This window comes from Brevibacillus sp. AG (assembly GCF_028369215.1).
GTDB classification, from domain to species: Bacteria; Bacillota; Bacilli; order Brevibacillales; family Brevibacillaceae; genus Brevibacillus; species Brevibacillus porteri.
Genome location: NZ_JAQMYO010000015.1, coordinates 85,211 through 102,720, shown reverse-complemented (window position 1 = coordinate 102,720; position 17,510 = coordinate 85,211). Strand labels below are relative to the sequence as shown.

Annotated in this window: 14 protein-coding genes; 1 reads left to right on the top strand and 13 read right to left on the bottom strand. The window is 47.8% G+C overall.

Translation table 11 applies throughout. The annotated features are described in order from the left end of the window. Positions 1-55: 55 nt before the first annotated feature. The 7 genes from spoIIE to POF51_RS28410 form a co-directional block, all read right to left on the bottom strand. Positions 56-2,530: a stage II sporulation protein E gene (gene spoIIE / locus POF51_RS28440; protein WP_271756543.1), complete on the bottom strand. Its 2,475-nt coding sequence runs from the start codon at positions 2,528-2,530 to the stop codon at positions 56-58. A 285-nt stretch (positions 2,531-2,815) separates the two neighbouring features. Further along, positions 2,816-3,187, bottom strand: a complete 372-nt coding sequence (locus tag POF51_RS28435) for a S1 RNA-binding domain-containing protein (RefSeq protein ID WP_017246954.1) — start codon at positions 3,185-3,187, stop codon at positions 2,816-2,818. A gap of 41 nt (positions 3,188-3,228) precedes the next feature. After that, the gene (locus POF51_RS28430) at positions 3,229-3,537 is read right to left on the bottom strand and encodes an FtsB family cell division protein (protein ID WP_017246953.1); all 309 of its coding nucleotides are present in this window, start codon (positions 3,535-3,537) and stop codon (positions 3,229-3,231) included. 18 nt (positions 3,538-3,555) lie between these two features. Further along, positions 3,556-4,128, bottom strand: coding sequence for a spore cortex biosynthesis protein YabQ (gene yabQ / locus POF51_RS28425; protein WP_017246952.1), 573 nt, complete (start codon positions 4,126-4,128; stop codon positions 3,556-3,558). Further along, positions 4,125-4,409: a sporulation protein YabP gene (yabP, locus tag POF51_RS28420; RefSeq protein WP_007726414.1), complete on the bottom strand. Its 285-nt coding sequence runs from the start codon at positions 4,407-4,409 to the stop codon at positions 4,125-4,127. The genes yabQ and yabP overlap by 4 nt, the downstream gene beginning before the upstream one ends. 184 nt (positions 4,410-4,593) lie before the next feature. Further along, positions 4,594-6,633, bottom strand: coding sequence for a copper amine oxidase N-terminal domain-containing protein (locus tag POF51_RS28415; protein WP_069852589.1), 2,040 nt, complete (start codon positions 6,631-6,633; stop codon positions 4,594-4,596). A gap of 61 nt (positions 6,634-6,694) precedes the next feature. Continuing rightward, a complete protein-coding gene (locus POF51_RS28410) occupies positions 6,695-8,473 on the bottom strand; it encodes an SgrR family transcriptional regulator (RefSeq protein WP_271756542.1) in 1,779 nt (592 codons plus the stop codon). 98 nt (positions 8,474-8,571) lie between these two features. Here POF51_RS28410 and POF51_RS28405 point away from each other — a divergent pair, with 98 nt between their 5' ends. Next, on the top strand, positions 8,572-9,855 hold the full coding sequence (locus POF51_RS28405) for an MDR family MFS transporter (protein ID WP_271756541.1): 1,284 nt from the start codon (positions 8,572-8,574) through the stop codon (positions 9,853-9,855). Between the two features lie 27 nt (positions 9,856-9,882). Here the strand turns inward: POF51_RS28405 and POF51_RS28400 are convergent, their stop codons facing one another. From POF51_RS28400 to POF51_RS28375, 6 genes are all read right to left on the bottom strand, one after another. Beyond that, complete coding sequence (locus POF51_RS28400) at positions 9,883-12,018, bottom strand: GDYXXLXY domain-containing protein (RefSeq protein WP_271756540.1); 2,136 nt, start codon at positions 12,016-12,018, stop codon at positions 9,883-9,885. A gap of 109 nt (positions 12,019-12,127) precedes the next feature. Continuing rightward, on the bottom strand, positions 12,128-12,421 hold the full coding sequence (locus tag POF51_RS28395; RefSeq protein WP_012683879.1) for an RNA-binding S4 domain-containing protein: 294 nt from the start codon (positions 12,419-12,421) through the stop codon (positions 12,128-12,130). Beyond that, on the bottom strand, positions 12,408-13,880 hold the full coding sequence (mazG, locus tag POF51_RS28390) for a nucleoside triphosphate pyrophosphohydrolase (RefSeq protein WP_069852643.1): 1,473 nt from the start codon (positions 13,878-13,880) through the stop codon (positions 12,408-12,410). The genes POF51_RS28395 and mazG overlap by 14 nt, the downstream gene beginning before the upstream one ends. A gap of 9 nt (positions 13,881-13,889) precedes the next feature. After that, the gene (locus POF51_RS28385; protein ID WP_069852581.1) at positions 13,890-15,554 is read right to left on the bottom strand and encodes a putative polysaccharide biosynthesis protein; all 1,665 of its coding nucleotides are present in this window, start codon (positions 15,552-15,554) and stop codon (positions 13,890-13,892) included. A 109-nt stretch (positions 15,555-15,663) separates the two neighbouring features. Further along, positions 15,664-16,206, bottom strand: a complete 543-nt coding sequence (spoVT, locus tag POF51_RS28380; RefSeq protein WP_069852578.1) for a stage V sporulation protein T — start codon at positions 16,204-16,206, stop codon at positions 15,664-15,666. Positions 16,207-16,441: 235 nt separating this feature from the next. Further along, complete coding sequence (locus POF51_RS28375) at positions 16,442-17,509, bottom strand: peptidylprolyl isomerase (RefSeq protein WP_069852576.1); 1,068 nt, start codon at positions 17,507-17,509, stop codon at positions 16,442-16,444. Between the last annotated feature and the right edge of the window lies 1 nt (position 17,510).

Here is a 17,510-nt window from a genome sequence, read left to right as displayed (position 1 = left end):
ACTTCGCAGGATATTTTTAGCAACAGTATCGACGGGTAATAGAGAAAACATACTCCTAACTCACAATCCGTGGACGCTCGAGCTTCTCCATCCCATGCACCGCGATGGCAGCCCACTGTGGTACAAAGCGGTCAATTCGCGCCACCAACACGGTCATGTCATCGACAATTTGTCCGGAATGCTGGCGAATGACTTTTTCCAATAGTAAATCAGCAACCTCCTGTGGATCATTTGTCTCCAGTTCACTGATGATTCGCTTCATCCACGCTTGCCTATTCTCAATATGACGTGGCGCCTCATAGATGCCATCGGACATCATGACGAGCAAATCACCTGGCTTGAGCATACGAGATACGACATCCACTTCGATTTCTTCCAAAATCCCTACTGGCAGGTTGTTGGCTGTGATTGTGATGACATCTTTATTTCTTTTGACAAAGCTCGGGGTGGAGCCGATTTTTACAAAACGCGTATGAGCTGTTTGCAAATCGATCAGAGCCAAGTCCACCGTCGCGAACATTTCCTCCTTGGAGCGCAGGGCGAGCACGGAATTAACGGTTTTGATCGAAATTTTTTCGTCCATACCAGATCGCAGAAGCTGCTGGAGCATATCGAGGGCCGATTGACTCTCTATGGATGCCCGCTCGCCATTTCCCATTCCATCGCTGATCGCCAGCGCCATTTTTCCATTACCCAAATCCATCGTGCGGAAGCTGTCACCGGATAATAGCTTACCGTCTTTGGCCGCACCTGCGACCCCGATATCGATTTCATACGTTTTGGCGGAAGCAAGGCACATCGTGCATGAGCCGTCTTTTTGCGCTTCACAATGCCGCTCGCGAACCACAATGTTTTCTCCCAAAATCTCCGTAAGCATGGGAGCCACGATCTTCGCGCATTCGTCGCGGCCATAGCAAGTCGGCTGACTGATTTCGATATCGACCTTGCCTTCTTCCAAGCTGTGTATTTCTACGCGGCGTACCGACAGACCCAAACCCTCCAATGCTTGTGAGACCTGCTTTTCCTGAAAGCTCAGCTCCATGCCCTCTCGTTGTATTTCCCGGGCAAAATCACTCATGACACGAGAAACTCCCGATAGCTGGTCAGCTACAAGCATCCGGCTTTCCTTTACCTGCTTTTTCAGCTGGTCAAACGACTGCTGGCGATCGTATTCCTGCTCCATTACAGTCATGACCTTTTCGGTTTTGACACACTTGCGCTCCCAATCACGCGGCGGAGTAACACCTGCCAAGGTACCGTGCTCATACACTTTTTCCCTTAAAAAGCTCATTCCCTCATAGGTCGATTGCGTATCTTTTTCCCAGCATTGTTCTTTTTTCCAGCATTTCTGGCAGGTGAATTCAGATACGCGGCTGAGAAAGGCATCGGCCTGTTCTTCTATTTCTTCAGGATCGGCTGTCTGGGCAAAGCTATGGGAGAGTTGCGTAAACAAATCGGAGAATTGCTGGATTTTGCCCGCAGTCACATCGCGGACTCTGCGCATGTATTCTTGATGGGATTGTAGATTCTCGGGGGTCCCAGGGATAAATCGGGCTACTTTTTTCCAAAGAGCAGCAGGGGTCAGAATGAAGAGCACAATGGCCAGAGAGGTTTCAATCAAGGAGTAGTAGAATGTCTCTTCTGCTCCACCGTAAATCGCAAGAATAGCCGTACCAATCAACAAGCCTGCGGATACGCCGACTTTGCCGCCTTCCTTCAGCAAGCCTGCCAAAAGACCGGAAAAAGCGAGCAGATTGATTTGTAAAAGAGCACTCACATTAGCCAGACTGAGGATGAGACCTGTGACCACACCAACAGCCGCACCGATCGTGCCACCACCGACAAAAGCAAAGACGAGCAACAAATAGCGTGTAAGTACATGCTCCATCGAAATGCCTTCGACCATCCAGTCCACAGTACCCGTCATCAAGGAAGCCAGTAAAATGACTAACGAAACGATCTCTTCATTTTTGAGAGGTTCGTAAGGCTTCGCCAAATGAATGATCGATAAGGACTGGATGAAGATGAGCGTCAGTACAAAGCCAAGAATCGCTTCCACTGCTACCATCACAAGCTCGTAGGTCGTTACCTGATTGGTCAGAACCGCATACAACAGACGGCTGATGAAAATCGTCCCGACGACCAGCAAAGGCGTCCGTGAAAAATCTTTCTTGCGCATTTTATTCATCAATTTGCAGGCAAACAAGGCAAGTATCACGCTCAACGCGGTTTCCAGTCCAACAGGCACAGACTGGGTAAAAGCGCCGATAATAAGAGCCATCCCCGTGACAAGCAAGCAATCTCGGCGAATATAAAACATGACAATGAAATACGGTATAGCAAAGGGGGTTAGCTCTTCCACGATCAGAGCTCGTCCTAATAAGAAGCCCATGAGAATGGGGAGAACATTCCACTTTTCTATGAAATCTGCTACTTTTTCTCCCCACGTCTGGGCAGTGGTACCCATTCGATCGGACACTTGCCGCGTCCAAGCTTGTCCGGCCTGTGTTACGTTTTTGTTCGCAATCATTTCGCTCCACCCCGTTCTTGGTCAATGTGTTTCTCCATTATACGGAGGGAGCATTGTAAAATTTGTCAAAAATCCAATGGATATTAACAGAATCGTGCGACAAATTCAGTAACGAAAACGGACAAAAAAAACCGACGTTATGGCGGATAACGTCGGCTGACAGGTGATTCGCGCTTTGCGAAACGGGCTTAGGATACTTTATTCGTCAAGACTTTGAAATGACCTTCCTATTTTTACAGTCAAAATGCGCTTTTCACAAAGAAAGAAAAGTCACAATTTTCCGAATTAAAAAGACCGACCGCGGCCCTTTTTCTCTACGCTTTTCTTCAAGGAGGACTGCCTGTCTTCACTTTCTTTCAAAAAGCGGTTCAGCTTTTCTTCAAAACCTTCACTTCGCTCCCGCTGATAGCGGGGTGGCCGTTCCTTTTCCATTGTTTTTTTGATAGAAAGCCCGATCTTGCCCTCACGGAGGCTGAGGACTTTTACCTTTACCGTGTCTCCCATTTTTAAAAATTGATGGATGTCCCGGACGTAGACGTCAGCAATTTCACTAATATGCACCAGTCCGGTCACATCGCCCGGCAGTTGAACAAACGCTCCGAATTTGGTGATACCCGTGACTTTCCCTTCCAGTATGCTCCCGACCTCGATCTCCATGACGTGGAATGCCTCCCTCTCGTTGAAGATCAGATGTATACTCAATCTGGAATGATATAGATGCTTTCGCCCTGCTTGGTAAACAAAATTCGCTTACGGACCAGCTCTGCCAAGTACTCCTGATCGTTTAGTCGGCTTGCTTCATAGGTCAGATCTTCTTGCTTTTGCTGCAAGATCGCTGATTCTTGCTTCAGGGCTTCCAGCTCTGTCTCCTTCTTGGACAACTCGCCACTTTGCAAAAACAAGGTATAGCTAGTCCAGACGAAAAAGCACAGGATCACAAAGAAAAAGAGACGCATTCTCCTTCTTTGCCCTTTTCGGTTAATGGAAGAGGTTCTTGCTTCCTTCATCAGTACGCCACCTCGAATCTACTCCCGCTTTCTCTTTGAGTGAAACCAATTCTTCCAATTGGTCCAAATTCCTGTTGTTTTTCCGTACATTTTTTTCCACAAATGTTGACCCCATCTGGCAAAAGGGGAGGTGACAAAACGCGTCACTTTCCACAAAAAGCCGAGGATCGCGAGCAACACGGAATACAAAAATGTCAGCACCATGATGATCACTCGGAAAAGAAAGAGCACAGGACGTACAAGCAGGATGTCTATAATTTTTACGACCGTACGGTAAAACCACTGACAGAATTTTATCACGCGATGCAAGAAAAGGATATACTTCTTACTACCTAATAAGAAGTAAAGCCACGCGCCAAATAGCATTCCAAAAAATATCGGAAACCGAATAATCCCGTCGTTCACTTTCACCAAAATCAAGAAGACAGCACCCATACTGCCCACCCAAAAAAGGATATCAAAGAAAAAGACCAACCAGAGTGGCAGTCTGGCCTTGCCCTTAAATACATGGTACGTATCGAATCCCATACCCATCAGTGCACCACACGTCGACATGGCCAATACCGTCTGTAACTGGATGGCGATGTTCACTTGAATAACTTGCCGAAGAATCCTCTCGACCGATCGCCGGCCTGCCCTTGCTCCAGATAGGCCATCTCGTGAACGAGCCCCTCGATCGCTACTTCTCCGGTTTCCAAACTCAGATTTTTCATATGCAGGTTTTGGCCTCGTATGGTTAAAAAGCCGCCGTCCGTCTCCAAGAGGAATTCTTCGCTATCAAAGCTTTCGACGTTTTTTACTCCCGATATCGCTAAGCTGCGACGATTAATCATCACGACTTCATGACGTGGCCGTCTCGTGTGATCGTTCATGATTACTCCCTCCTCACGTACCCTTCTTGTACTATCCTATGGGGAGGGATGTCCTGATAGAACAAAAACGGTCAATACCGTTTTTGTTGACTGCAAGCGGTCGCATTAACTCTAATGAATAACATTTCGATGTTTTCTACAAAAAAAAACCCCGTATTTATACGGGGTTTTTGCCAGACTGTCCTTACTTGTAAACGGTGTAGTTCCCGTTCACATAGATGATTTTGTAACCGGTACGCTCCGTGATGGTTTTAAGAGGCAGAGTAGGAACGTTGTTTTTCAGCTGAACCGCTGCAGGCAGCGTTACATTTTTGCCATTGATGGTCGCTACGTTTGAACCGACCTTGAATTGCATGACCGTATTGCCGCTCACGACTTTGGCAGTCGTTTTGGTGTAGCTGATCGAAAACCCGAGGGCATCACGGAAGAACGTAGTTGGCATCAGCGTGTTGCCATTTACGGTATACGGTGCCACTGCGAGTCCGGTTGTTTTACCAGCCTTTGTAAAGGAAGCGACGTTCTGCTTGAAGCTGACGCCATTTAGAGACACGATGGTCGCTGGACGAGAGAAGAGTAAGCCCCTCTCCTCGGAGTTGTAGACACCAATGTTGTACACACCTGGAGTAGCCGGATTCACAATACCAGCTGTCTCGGCGATATTGACCTGAGCTGCTGTTTTTGCCGGAATATCCTGGGCAGGAATAATAATCAGATTTTGTCCGCGCACACCAACAAAGCTAGCGGCCACACCGTTCACTGTTACTGTGTTTGCAGGCAAATAGGCTGGAACACGGAAGCCAACAGGGAGTACGACTTCAATGAATCCCTGATTGCGAACAATCGGAGCACCCATGGCTTTGATACCGATTGAAATTCCAGCAGGAGTAGAGGCAGTCGCTCTCGTCAGCCCAACCGTTGCCAATGCATTGTCCACGGCGACTGGTGGAGTCATTCCTGTGATTTGGAATTCCTTCGACTTATAGGACTTGTTGTCGATCTTGGCCGCCACGGTATATGTTCCCGCTGTCTTCGGAGCGGTCAAGTAGCCTTCGAATGCAAACTTGATGCTCGCGCGATTTGTGCCATTGAATCCGTATGGCGTGCGGAAATAAACCTTATTCCCCAACACGCTTACATTCGTCACTTGAGAACCATTGACGGTGACGCTATTGCTGGTAAGAATCGGCGGAACCGTTACCTCACTTGGGAATTCAACTTCGATTTCTGCGTTCGACCCCAGCTTGGAGGAAAGATCCACTTCAAACGTATAGCTCGTGCGCGCCCCAGCTGCACTGTCCGACAAAGAAACGGTGAATGGCGTATTACTTATGCCTGTAATTTCAACATCTTTTGACTTGTATTTCTTGCTGTCATATTCAATTTCATACGAATAGTACTTGTCTGCTTTGGATGGGTTTACAATCCCCGCTGAGGACGTAAACTCCAGCTTTATGTAGCTATCGCCGTCTGCACCACTCGGAACCTCAATCCGAATCGAGTCGTTGTCAACGATCGTGACGTATTCTGCTTTGTACCCGTTTACAGTCACATCAGACTTGCTGATGCTCTTTGGCAGCATGTCTTTGGAAGGGAAATCGACATAAATGTACTTGCCATCTTTCAGCTTGCTCTTCGAGGAAAGATTAAATTTTCCGAGCGTTAAGGAGATTCCGTCCTCGGCATTTTTACTGCTATGGGAGGCCTCGAAGTCGCCCTTGCTGCTACTACTGCTACTGCTACTGCTCGAAGATTTGCCGATGGTGATTTTTTTACCCTTGTAGCTGTTTTCCTCACTCGTTTTTACTTCGATCTCATAGCTGCCCTTGTCTTCCGGGTTGGTGATGTTATCAATAGTCAATGTGAGAACAGTGCCTTTTTTGATCTTTTCATCGACTTCAATCTCCACTACATTTTTGCTGACGGATACGCTGTCGATCGAGATCTCATCATCATCGTCATCTTCAAGCGTGATGTCTGATGTTCTCAGCTTTTTATCTACCGAATAATCTGAAGGGAATCTAACGTAAATACTATCCCCTGCTGTTAATTCCTTATTGATTTCAAACTCAATCGTATATTCTGTTTCCTCGTCTGCATCTGTATCGTCTGCAGAAACATCCTCAATAGAGAGAGCATAAGCCGCTTTTGGCTCGAGCATCAGTGGACTTGCCAAAACCGCAGTGGCCAGCAGCACTGAGATCCCTTTGTTTACGCTTTTTTTCAACGGTAACGCCTCCTTCTCTACAATTTCCTTACTATGATAGGAAATGTTCGGCAAGAAAGGGTTACAGACTGGTAACGAATGATTTAACCCACAGTTTGGAAAAGTCGATCCATCCAAACGAATCGACCGCAATTCCTTGCAAAGCGGGATGGTAGTGATCGAATCGCTTCGCATGGTACAAGAAAAGCAGCCACGCCTCATCCCTAAGTGTGTCCTCCACCTTTTCCAAAGCACACATACGTTCTTTGCTGTCCTGTAATTGAAGAATTTTTGACATCCGCTCCTCAACAATGGCCAACCTGTCATCATCTAAAAAACGATGCACCAAGGAGCATTTGTTTTTGTATATCTCCATCAGCCCCAGCTCGATATCACGTTGCAGGACCTCCCCCATCATAGCCATATCAGCATGTTGAGCTGTATCGTACGACAAGAACTGATCTTTCGTGATGCCCTGCAATTCTAGCTGAATGCCAACCAGCTGACACCTCTCCTGAAGCCACTCTGCTTCTTCTCTCACTTTTTTCGCGTCGTTGAAACTCAGCAAGACAGCCTCGCCCTGATATGCACTTTTTTGTAGCCAATGAGCCGCTTCCTCTATGGTATGTGAGGAAAAATACATGAGTTGGCTTCTCTCCGGCAAAAAGCTTCCGGCAGGCGTAAACGTCTCTTTTTTCAAGTCTCGAATCATTTGTACGGGGTCGATCAGAAGTTTGATTGCCTGGCGAAAAGCCAAGTCGTGCTGAATACCGGGCTTTCGAAAGTTGAAGTTCAGATAGTGACAGCCTACCTCTTGAACCTCCAAAGATTTGCTATCATCTTCCGTCGCTTCATCCTCAGCCAGCGAAAGTTGATACCGTTGCTTCGAAGAACATGATCCCGGTACTCGCCAGATTTCTACCCGATCCAGAATCGCCCGCTCCCGATAATAGTCGTCGAACGCTGCCAATACCAACCGATCCTCTGTAAATTCGACCAGCCGAAACGGGCCTGTCCCTACAATCGCAGACTCCGAAAACGGCACATCATGCGGCAAAATTGACATCCCGATGCAAGATACCAAATGCAAGAAAAAACCGTTTGGCTTCCGTAAATGAAAAGTAATGGCTCCGTCATTTCGCTGTTCGATCCAATCGATATCGTCCACTTGCCAACGATACGGTGAATCCAGCTCAATCAGTCGCTGAACGGTATAGGCTACGTCTTCTCCTGTCAGTACACGACCATGGTGAAAGCGAACTCCTTTTCGTAAATAAAAGGTCCAAGCAGTCATATCCAGATTACTTTCCCAAGCGTAGGCTAGCTGGGGCTTAAAATCTTGTGTAGCCAAATCGAAAATGACGAGCGCATGGCAGATTTGCTGGATAAAATGACTCTCCGCCGCTACGGCTACGAATGCGGGGTCGATGGTTGAAAAAGCTCGTTCACGTGGAATACGTAAAATTTCCTGACGCCTCTTCTCGTTCTCTTCCGCGACAAATCCGAATTGACTGTCCCACTTTTCCTGCAAAAGCCGCTTCGCACCCGCAGGCAAATTTTTATGATGCAAAAGCTGCACTGCTTCCCCAATGTTTCCGTCCATCAATAGCTTCTGAAAGTAACTGGCCAAAAAGTCAGTGATATCGCAGAGAATCGTAAGTCTCGAATGATTGCCCCGTCCTACGCCTGCCTTCCATAAAAGGAGCCCCTCACTCTCCCATTTGCGCAAAATCAGTTTCACATTGCGGGGCGTACAGCATAAAAGCTGGGACAACTCTTGTATACCGATCTTTTGTTCGCGCCCCGTCTCCCATTCTGATAACCCGAGTAGCATCTGCATAAAGTGCTCATTGCTTTTCATAAGGCATCACATTCCTTAAAAGGTGAAATTCACAGAGGAATCTTACCCTTTTTCTTCTCCTTTTCATAGCTACAATTGGAAAAAAGGAGGTCGTCCCCATGAGCTTTTCGCAACTCCATCCTAACATCCGCATACGAATCGTGACTTCCTTTCTGACACGTCTGGTAGGAAATATGATCTTCCCTTTTATGGCCATTTACTTTTCTGCCAAGCTCGGTCCTGCTATAACAGGGCTCCTGTTAGTCCTGACCGTATGTGCGCAAATCTTGATGGGCTTCTACGGCGGCTACCTGGCTGATCGGTGGGGCAGAAAAAAAGTGATGGTATACGGACAATGGATTCAGTGCTTCGCTCTCTTCATCATGATGGCAGCGAACCCCCCGTGGCTCGATTCTGCTTGGCTCACGTTTGCCATGATGCTCGTCCAGAATGCGAGTAACGGAATGATTAACCCCGCCGCAGATGCGATGCTCATCGATGTCAGTACGAAAGAAAACCGAACGTATATGTACGGCATTAACTACTGGTCCAACAACTTATCGATTGCACTAGGTTCCGTAGTGGGAGGTCTCTTGTTTGCTACCCATCGTTTCGAACTGCTCCTCACGCTTACCGCTATCAGTTTTTTCATACTTGTGATCATTTCCTTTTGTATCAAGGAATCGTACCAGCCGAAGCCAATGAACCATGTCGGAACGGGGACAGGTATCTTACGGGATATGGTCGCAAGCTACAAGCTGGTAATGACTGACCGTCGTTTCATCCTCTTTTCACTAAGCGGCATGCTCATCTTTGCACCAGAATTTCAGACACCTAACTACATCGCTGTCAGACTTGCTCAGGAGTTTGCCCCGCAGAGCTTTGGCTTGTTTGACTGGTTTACTGTTGAACTGACGGGCATCAAAATATTCAGCCTGATCCAGCTCGAAAATACGCTGCTCGTGGTATTGTTCTCTCTTGCCGTCACCAAGCTCATCGAACACTTGAAAGAAGCTCCTGCCTTGTATACAAGTGGGCTGATGTATATTGCCGGGTACTCACTGATCATGTACAGCAACTCCCTTATCGTTATCCTGGCCGCGGTGCTTATAAGCACGATGGGCGAGCTGATTCACGCTCCCATTCGCCAAACCTATCTGGCGCAAATTGTAAAAGATGATTTGCGTAGCTCTTATATGGCTGTGAACGGACTCGTTGTGCCTGGCGCTCGGATCATGGGGGCAGTCGGTATCACTTTGGGAGCTGTCCTCCCGTCCTATCTAATGGCACTCCTCATCTTTTCGCTGGGGATCGTAGGCGTTATCCTCACCCGTTCGATCGTGTTGCCAATGGATTCCAAAGAACGTTTACTTCCCCACACAAAAGAAGAAGCTGCCCGATGACACAGGCAGCTTCTTCTTTTGTAATGTCTACTGGTTCGACAGGCTCTCCAGGATGGCATCGCCTCTCTCACCAATTTTCACAATAGCGTATTTGGCATTCCGCTCGACTTCAAGTCCGGTTCCTTCTGGGACAAAATAGCTTTCTATGCCGTATTCCACCTGATTGCCACCGATTATACTTCCATTAATCACCACATCCGATGACTGAGGCTCGTAGGCTCGATTCCATCGACCATCGATCTCATAATAGCCACTGTAGCTGTGCAAGCCATCTGCTTGTTGGCGGAGTACGACTCGAATCTTATCCCCTGAGTCAACCTGTTCCTGGTCCAGTGTAGAAATGGTGTAGCCAAGCCTGACGTAATCACCTTGCAGTAACGAACGCGGATCGATTGGAACCAGCTCCAGCTTCACCGTTTTTCCGTTGGCCAGGATCGTTTCACTGCTCCATACTTGATAGCCAATCAAAACAAATTGCAGCAAAATGACAGGAAGCAACACAAACGCTTTTCTCACAAAAAGGGAAGGCTCGCTTCTCGGCCACTCGATTTTCGACCTTCGATCCCACCACAGGGTAGCGATGAAAAACACCAGGCTGAGCAAAAGCAGGCTCAGTGACTTGTGCAGCAAGCTCCATAGCATGTCGTAGTACTTCATGAGGAGAAAGGCAAACCAGAAACCGAGTACAATACCGAATCTCACCTTATTTTGCTGATGCAATGTCCGATACAACAAATACGTGCTGACTGCGAAAAAAGCCAGATTCACTACCACATTCATGGAGCCCGATTGAAATCCTTCCTCTGTCAGGATCAAAAGCGAGAGTAAGGCGTACACCAACGAGCTGTTTTGCAATACGACTGGCAATTGTTTTACGTAATACATCGCCAACTGCGTAGCAAATATGATCAAGAGTACATATTCAAAGGAAGGCAGGTACTCATCCAGCTTCGTAGCCAGGACGACTAAAAAAGTCAGCTGTGTCAAAAGCCGCGCCGGAATGGCAGGGACAGCTTTCCACACGTATAACAGTACCAACAGGAAAACGATCCAGTAAGCTCCTTCTAAAAACAGAACAGAACCGACACCCAATATATACCCCATTGTGAGCAGTGTATATCGTACCGTTGCATTCATCCCACTCATAAACACCACAGGGCCAATAAAGCCAATTAAGGAAAGGAAAAACAGCAAATCAATAACCGTTTCCTCTTGAATGATCAGAAAAAGCAGACCTGCTATCGAAATAGCTCCAATAGATGCGGCAATGGTCGTAACGAGAACCGTAAATGCCTCTTGAAAAAACACAACCCATTTGCTTTTTTGATACGCTGATTCCTTGCGCAGCCAATTAATCCCTGCAACTGCTCCCCAAATAATGAGTACGGTCAGCAGCAGCATCAAAACAAAGAAGCCTTCTGAATAATACATCACCATGTAGGATATAAATTTAACGAGCACAAACAGCGAGAGCAGCGAGGCTGTCACAATCAGAAGCCCGCGACTCGGCACCCACTTTAAAAACGTGACAAACAGGATGCCCCCGGTAAGGACATATAAAAGCTCAGGAAACGGACCGTATACATCCGTGAAAGCTGACCAGAAAAGACTGACGGAAAAGGTCAGAAAGGATAAGTAGTAGATCGGTTTAGAATGTAATCTTCCTGTCGTGGTTAGCCAGAACAAGACCATATTTCCCAAAGCAATCAACCAAAAAATCATGAACCACCACTCGTCTTCACGCGCTACATGAATGACTGATGGATGGAGAAAGAAGTAAATGGCCAAATGAGCGAGGACATAGCTGATGACATAGAACGGCTGATAGCGCGTGAAAACCGCAAATAACAAATTCGGAATGAGCCATACGACGAACAGCATATAGCTATCGGCATGACTATTGTATATTTGCCCCAACAAAGCCACGCTGATGCCAAAGGCCAAGCCACCAGCCACCAGAAGCCAATTGCTCAAAAACGTATGACGTTTGATGAAACGCAGTCCATAGGATAACAAATAAAAAAGAACGAGGATTGCCACACTGACGCCGATCTTTTGCTCCCTGACCATAAGCGGCCAGTTCGAGGCAAAAAAGTACAGGATAGATGATAACAGAAGCGAAATAGACAAAAAGTAGCCCGTTCGAACTCCGTTTTGTTGCACACAGCACACATCCCTTCGGAAATGCCTTCAGGTACTCTCATTATATCCTTTGCTTGGAAAAAAAGCCTAAAAAAAGACTGCCATCTCGGCAGTCTCTTTTCGTTGTACATTACCCTTTGAGGTAGGCGTCTTCTTCTTTTTCATCACGCGGAACGGGAACTTCGCCAATGACGGTATACAGCGAAGCCGCTTCTTCCTTGCGCGGGTTTTCCTTAATGTCCTCTACTTTTACCGACACGATTTTTTGTCCGAAACGGATCGCCAGCTTGTCGCCGATTTTCACGTTACTGGACGCCTTTGCAGGGCGATCGTTGATTTCCACACGCTGTTTGTCGCACACTTCTTTTGCGAGCGTGCGCCGCTTGATCAGTCGAGACACTTTCAAATATTTATCTAGTCTCATGTTTGGCTTCCTCCCACCATTTGTCCATCTCTTGCAGGTCTGTCTGCTCGAAGGTACGACCCGCCTCTTGCAGCTTGCCTTCAATATAGGAAAAGCGCTTCTTGAACTTGTTGTTGGTCAACGCGAGGGCTGCTTCCGGATCGAGCCCCAGGAAGCGCGCCAGATTGACTACCGCAAATAGCAAATCACCCAGCTCGCCAGCGCGTTCTTCTTCTGATGCTTCTTGCAGCTCGCGGTACTCCTCTTCTACCTTTTTGTACACGTCTGCAATATCGTCCCAGTCAAAGCCGACTTGGGCTGCTTTTTTCTGCAGCTTGTACGCATACATCAGTGCTGGCAAATCACGCGGTATTCCCGCCAACTGTGATTGAACCGTTACATCGATGCCTTTTGCTGCTTTTTCCTGTGCTTTGATCTCCTGCCAATTCGCCAGTGCTTCCTCAGAATCATTCGCGCTCTTTTCCCCGAATACGTGCGGGTGGCGGCGAACTAGCTTTTCATTCAATGTCGCGACAACATCATCTACCGAAAAATATCCGTCTTCGGCTGCCATCTGCGAATGCAGCATGATTTGCATCAACAAATCACCTAGCTCCTCACACATCGCATCTGGATCATCGTCGTCGATCGTCTCCAAAACCTCGTACGTCTCTTCAATCAAGTTTTTGCGGATGCTTTGATGTGTTTGCTCGCGATCCCACGGGCATCCATCCGGACTGCGCAGGATCGCAACGATCTCCTTCAAGTAGGAGAATTGGCGGTACGATACCTTCTCATCCTTCGTCGGCGGTACATACACCAGGGACAAATTCCCGAAATGATCGAGTCTGTCCAGTTCATACAACGGCACTGTCTCAATGATTTCTTGCCCCGCTACCCCTACGGCAGTCGCTACCGTCACCTCGTAATCGTCCGGCAGCACTTCCATCAAGGTCAGCTTCACATCAGAAGCCACAAAGGCATCGTACACTTGCGCGATAATCGTATGCAGACCCGGAGATACTTGATGAGCAGCGAGCGCCGTCCCATCTAGCAAAGAGAATCCCTCGATCGGGTCGATATGTAGGCGGGCAAACAACGGATCGATAAAGCTCTGTCCACCGCCAATTTCGATCTCTACTCCACGTTTTGGTCCCTCTGCCAACAACAGCTGCACAGTACGTTCCGCCACCAAAGGATGGCCAGGCACGGCATAGACAAGACTGCCTGCTTCGTTTACCTGTGAAAAAAGTCGCTCCACAATATCGGTGTACACATCGGAAAACGTATCGTGCTGCTCATATACAGCATCAAAGGACTCAATCGCGATGCCTTCTGCGATCAACTCGGCTACGACCGGATGCTCTTTCGTGCGCAAATACAGCTGTTTGGCAGCTTTGAGTGTACGATAGATGCCATAAGGGAGCTGGTCCAAATCTCCGGCACCAAGACCGACCACGGTAATGGTCTTATTCTTCATTTCCACTCGTCACGCCTCCTTTTCGTTCCTTCTCGCTTTCTCCGCTGGGAGGAGCTTATATTTCGTTAACAGCGAAGCAATTCGCTTTCCTTTTGGCAAAAATTGAATATCATTTCTCGTAAGTCCACCCGTTTTCAAAAGTGCCAGCAAATAGACCAATGCTCCTGAACCGACAGCAATCAAGCCTACCAGCGTATGGAACAAGCGATTTGAAAGTCCGGCACTGCCGAGCACTGTATTAGCGAGCCACTCGACCAGCAACACGACAATCGACATCACCACGACGGAGATGAATGGCTTTTTCACCGTTTGGCGGAATCCGATTTGTGCCCCCGTGTATTTGCTTACCGCAAGAACGTTCAGTCCCATGGCGACCAAATAAGCTAAAACGGTGGACACTGCTGCACCAGAGATGCCCCAGAACGGAACGAGCGCCAGATTGAGGATGAGCTTCACCAATACACCAATAAACAAGTTGCGGGCAGGTCGCATTACACGTCCCAAGCCTTGCAAAATCCCCGCGCTGGCAATACTCACCGTGGCGAAAATAATCGTGAAGGACTGTACAGCGAGGGCCTCGGTACCGTTGCTGTCTCCGTAGAGCATGACGTTGATCGGCTCCGCCAACAGAGCAAGTCCAAAGGAAGCAGGCAATCCTAACAGGAAGGTCAGTCGAATCGCTACTTCGGAACGATGAGAGATCAATTGATGCTGGCGCTGGGCAACAGCTTCACTGATCGCAGGCACTAATGCCAGAGACAAGGACGTAGCGAAAAACGTACCAAACTGAATGAGTGGCTGACCACGGTCAAATGCACCCTTCAAAAGCTTGGCCATGTCCTCCGGGGTCCCGCTCCATTGCAGCATATTGACGACGGTCATCGAGTCTACAAGCGGAACAAGCGGCAAAACCAGTGCACCCATACAAATCGGAACGGCATAGGTCAAGAGATGACGTAATATCTGGCGATTGGTCCACGAATTCGCGGTTGATTGCTGCACTTGATTGATGGTCGTTAGCCCCATCTGCTTGTCTTTTCTCCAATACCAAAGCAAGACGAGAATAGCAGCAATGGCACCTGGAAAAGCAGCAAAAACGGCACCTGTACCAGCCATGTACGGATCCTGATACATGTTCATCGCCCAGAATGCAGCGACCAAGATGAAAATCACGCGAATGAACTGCTCAGCAACCTGAGAGACGCCAGTCGGCATCATATTTTGATGCCCCTGAAAATAGCCGCGCAAGATCGCAACCATCGGCACCAACGGGAGTGACCAAGCTACCGCTCGGAGCGGGGTAATCAAATGCTCATCACCCATCATACGGGCAATCATAGGTGCCCCTCCATATAACAGTAAGAAGAAAAAGATCCCGAGAACAACCAGCGATATACTGGCTACTCGAAACGCCCTGCGCGCCCCGATCGCATCCCCGACAGCGACGCGCTCTGAGACGATCTTGGAGATGGCGATGGGAAAACCCGCCGTCGCCAGAATCAACAACGTGGTGTACAGCGGGTATACTTGCATATATACGTACAAGCCGATATCTCCGGCAATGTTTTGGTATGGGATGCGGTATACAGCGCCTAAAAGCTTGGAGACAAGACCGGCAATTCCAAGTATCGCCGCGCCTTTCACAAATTGAACGGAAGCCTTTTCTTGAGCCATGTGCGTGAAATTTCTCCTCTCCAACCTAAAACTTCGTTCATTATACCACAAGGCCATAGGCACAAGAAAAACAGCCCCGGGGTACGAGGCTGTTTTTGCTGATCCTATCCTACTGCTCCATCTGCTTTGCCAGGAAACCGGCCGCTGTTTCCGACATTTTGATCTCCAAATCACTCATCTTGGTTGACTCGTTTTTGTTGAGGAGGATCACGGACCCGATTGGATCGCCTCCTGCTACAATGGGTGCAACGACGAACGAGCCCATCGTTTCGTTCATATCACGACAAATTTCATAAGAGCCTGCGTTTTTCTCCAGTCGGGTTTTTCTTTCCTCCAAGCATTTCTCAACAATACTACCAATGGGTTTCTCCAAGTATTCCTTTTTGGAGGCACCTGCCACAGCAATGACAGTATCCCTGTCTGAAATCAGTACGGTATGATTCATGCTTTCATACAAAGAGTCGGCGTACTCTTTTGCAAAATCACCCAATTCTCCAATTGGTGAATACTTTTTGAGAATGACTTCTCCGTCACGATCCACAAAAATCTCAAGCGGGTCGCCCTCACGAATGCGCAGTGTACGACGTATCTCCTTAGGAATCACGACCCTACCGAGGTCGTCAATTCGACGAACGATACCAGTTGCTTTCATGTCTTGTTGCCTCGCTTTCCCTGAGAAGTGGGTAGTGAATAGATGGTGGTTGGTTAGTTGTATTTTTTCCTCAAATTCTAATTTTAACTATGGGTGATGGTATCAATTTTTACCAGTTACCTCAATTACTCTCCCCCGGGTGGTAGCGAGTGATAATAGTATTTGCCCATGTTTGAAGAATATGCGAGAAAACGAAAAAACAGGGAAACGAATTCCCTGTTTTTCTTCGGACTTCTTATTTCTTCGCCGGAGCGTCGTTTTTGGACTGCGGGATGTTGAATTTCGTAATGAGCTTGTCCAGCTCGTTCTTGGCGAAAGCATCGTAGGCTTTCTCCAAAGAACTCGCGCGGAGCTGTTCTTTCATCTCATCAAAGGTCTTTTCTTTGCGATTCTCGACCTTAATAATATGGTAACCAAAATCAGTTTTTACTGGCGGGCCAACTTCACCGACTTTTTGTGTCAGGGATGCTTCTTTAAATTCTGGTACCCATTGCGTTACATCCGCATTTTCGTACAAGCCGCCAGACTCCTTGCTGCCTGGGTCATCTGTAAACTCTTTTGCCAGCTTCGCGAAGTCTTCACCCTTTTTCAGGCGCGCTACCAAGTCGTTGGAGATTTTCAACGCCTCTTCTGGTGTGCGCTTTTCGGTAGAGATCAGGATGTGGCGAACAGAAGCAACGGTACGGGAAGCTTTGTCCATTTGATCATAGGTTTGCTTCAGCGTAGCATCGTCGATATTCTTTTTCATCACATTGATGGACTGGTTGATCAGGTTCATCTGATTGACGATCATGTCCTTCGTTACGCCTTGACCTTCCAAGAGCTTGGTGAACTGAGCTTCATCCTTGCCCAAAAAGCCCATGTACTGCGTTTTGATTTTCTCGAAGGTTTTCTCAGCGAGTTCTTTGGCCTCTTTTTTCATGGCATCGTCAGAACGGCTAGCCAAAACCTTGGTAGCTGTATACTCACGCGCAAAAGCTTTCAGTGAGTTGCTATCTGCCATTTCAATCATGGTACCTTGTTGTGGGTTCATGAAGTTAATGACACGCAGGAACTCTTCGAACTCATTTCCTGTTACAGTTCCTCCTTGATACTCCACAATGACCGCTTTCGGGTCTGCTGCGTAAGGCAGAGTGAGTTTAGGGAATTGTACCAAAGGATCATTAGCAGCTTGATTGCTGCCATCTGTCTGATTCGCTGGAGTTTTTGATTCTTGTTTCGCTTCTTCTGCTTTTCCGCCGCAACCAGTCATGAGTGCAACGACCAGAACAGCCGAAGATAGAATCGCTACAGAACGTTTCATA

Excerpts from the sequence above, each read along its gene's own strand:
- spoIIE (WP_271756543.1), bottom strand. The coding sequence starts at position 2,530 with ATGATTGCGAACAAAAACGTAACACAGGCCGGACAAGCTTGGACGCGG.
- POF51_RS28435 (WP_017246954.1), bottom strand. The coding sequence starts at position 3,187 with ATGGAGATCGAGGTCGGGAGCATACTGGAAGGGAAAGTCACGGGTATC.
- POF51_RS28430 (WP_017246953.1), bottom strand. The coding sequence starts at position 3,537 with ATGAAGGAAGCAAGAACCTCTTCCATTAACCGAAAAGGGCAAAGAAGG.
- yabP (WP_007726414.1), bottom strand. The coding sequence starts at position 4,409 with ATGAACGATCACACGAGACGGCCACGTCATGAAGTCGTGATGATTAAT.
- POF51_RS28410 (WP_271756542.1), bottom strand. The coding sequence starts at position 8,473 with ATGAAAAGCAATGAGCACTTTATGCAGATGCTACTCGGGTTATCAGAA.
- POF51_RS28405 (WP_271756541.1), top strand. The coding sequence starts at position 8,572 with ATGAGCTTTTCGCAACTCCATCCTAACATCCGCATACGAATCGTGACT.
- POF51_RS28395 (WP_012683879.1), bottom strand. The coding sequence starts at position 12,421 with ATGAGACTAGATAAATATTTGAAAGTGTCTCGACTGATCAAGCGGCGC.
- mazG (WP_069852643.1), bottom strand. The coding sequence starts at position 13,880 with ATGAAGAATAAGACCATTACCGTGGTCGGTCTTGGTGCCGGAGATTTG.
- POF51_RS28385 (WP_069852581.1), bottom strand. The coding sequence starts at position 15,554 with ATGGCTCAAGAAAAGGCTTCCGTTCAATTTGTGAAAGGCGCGGCGATA.
- spoVT (WP_069852578.1), bottom strand. The coding sequence starts at position 16,206 with ATGAAAGCAACTGGTATCGTTCGTCGAATTGACGACCTCGGTAGGGTC.
- POF51_RS28375 (WP_069852576.1), bottom strand. The coding sequence starts at position 17,509 with ATGAAACGTTCTGTAGCGATTCTATCTTCGGCTGTTCTGGTCGTTGCA.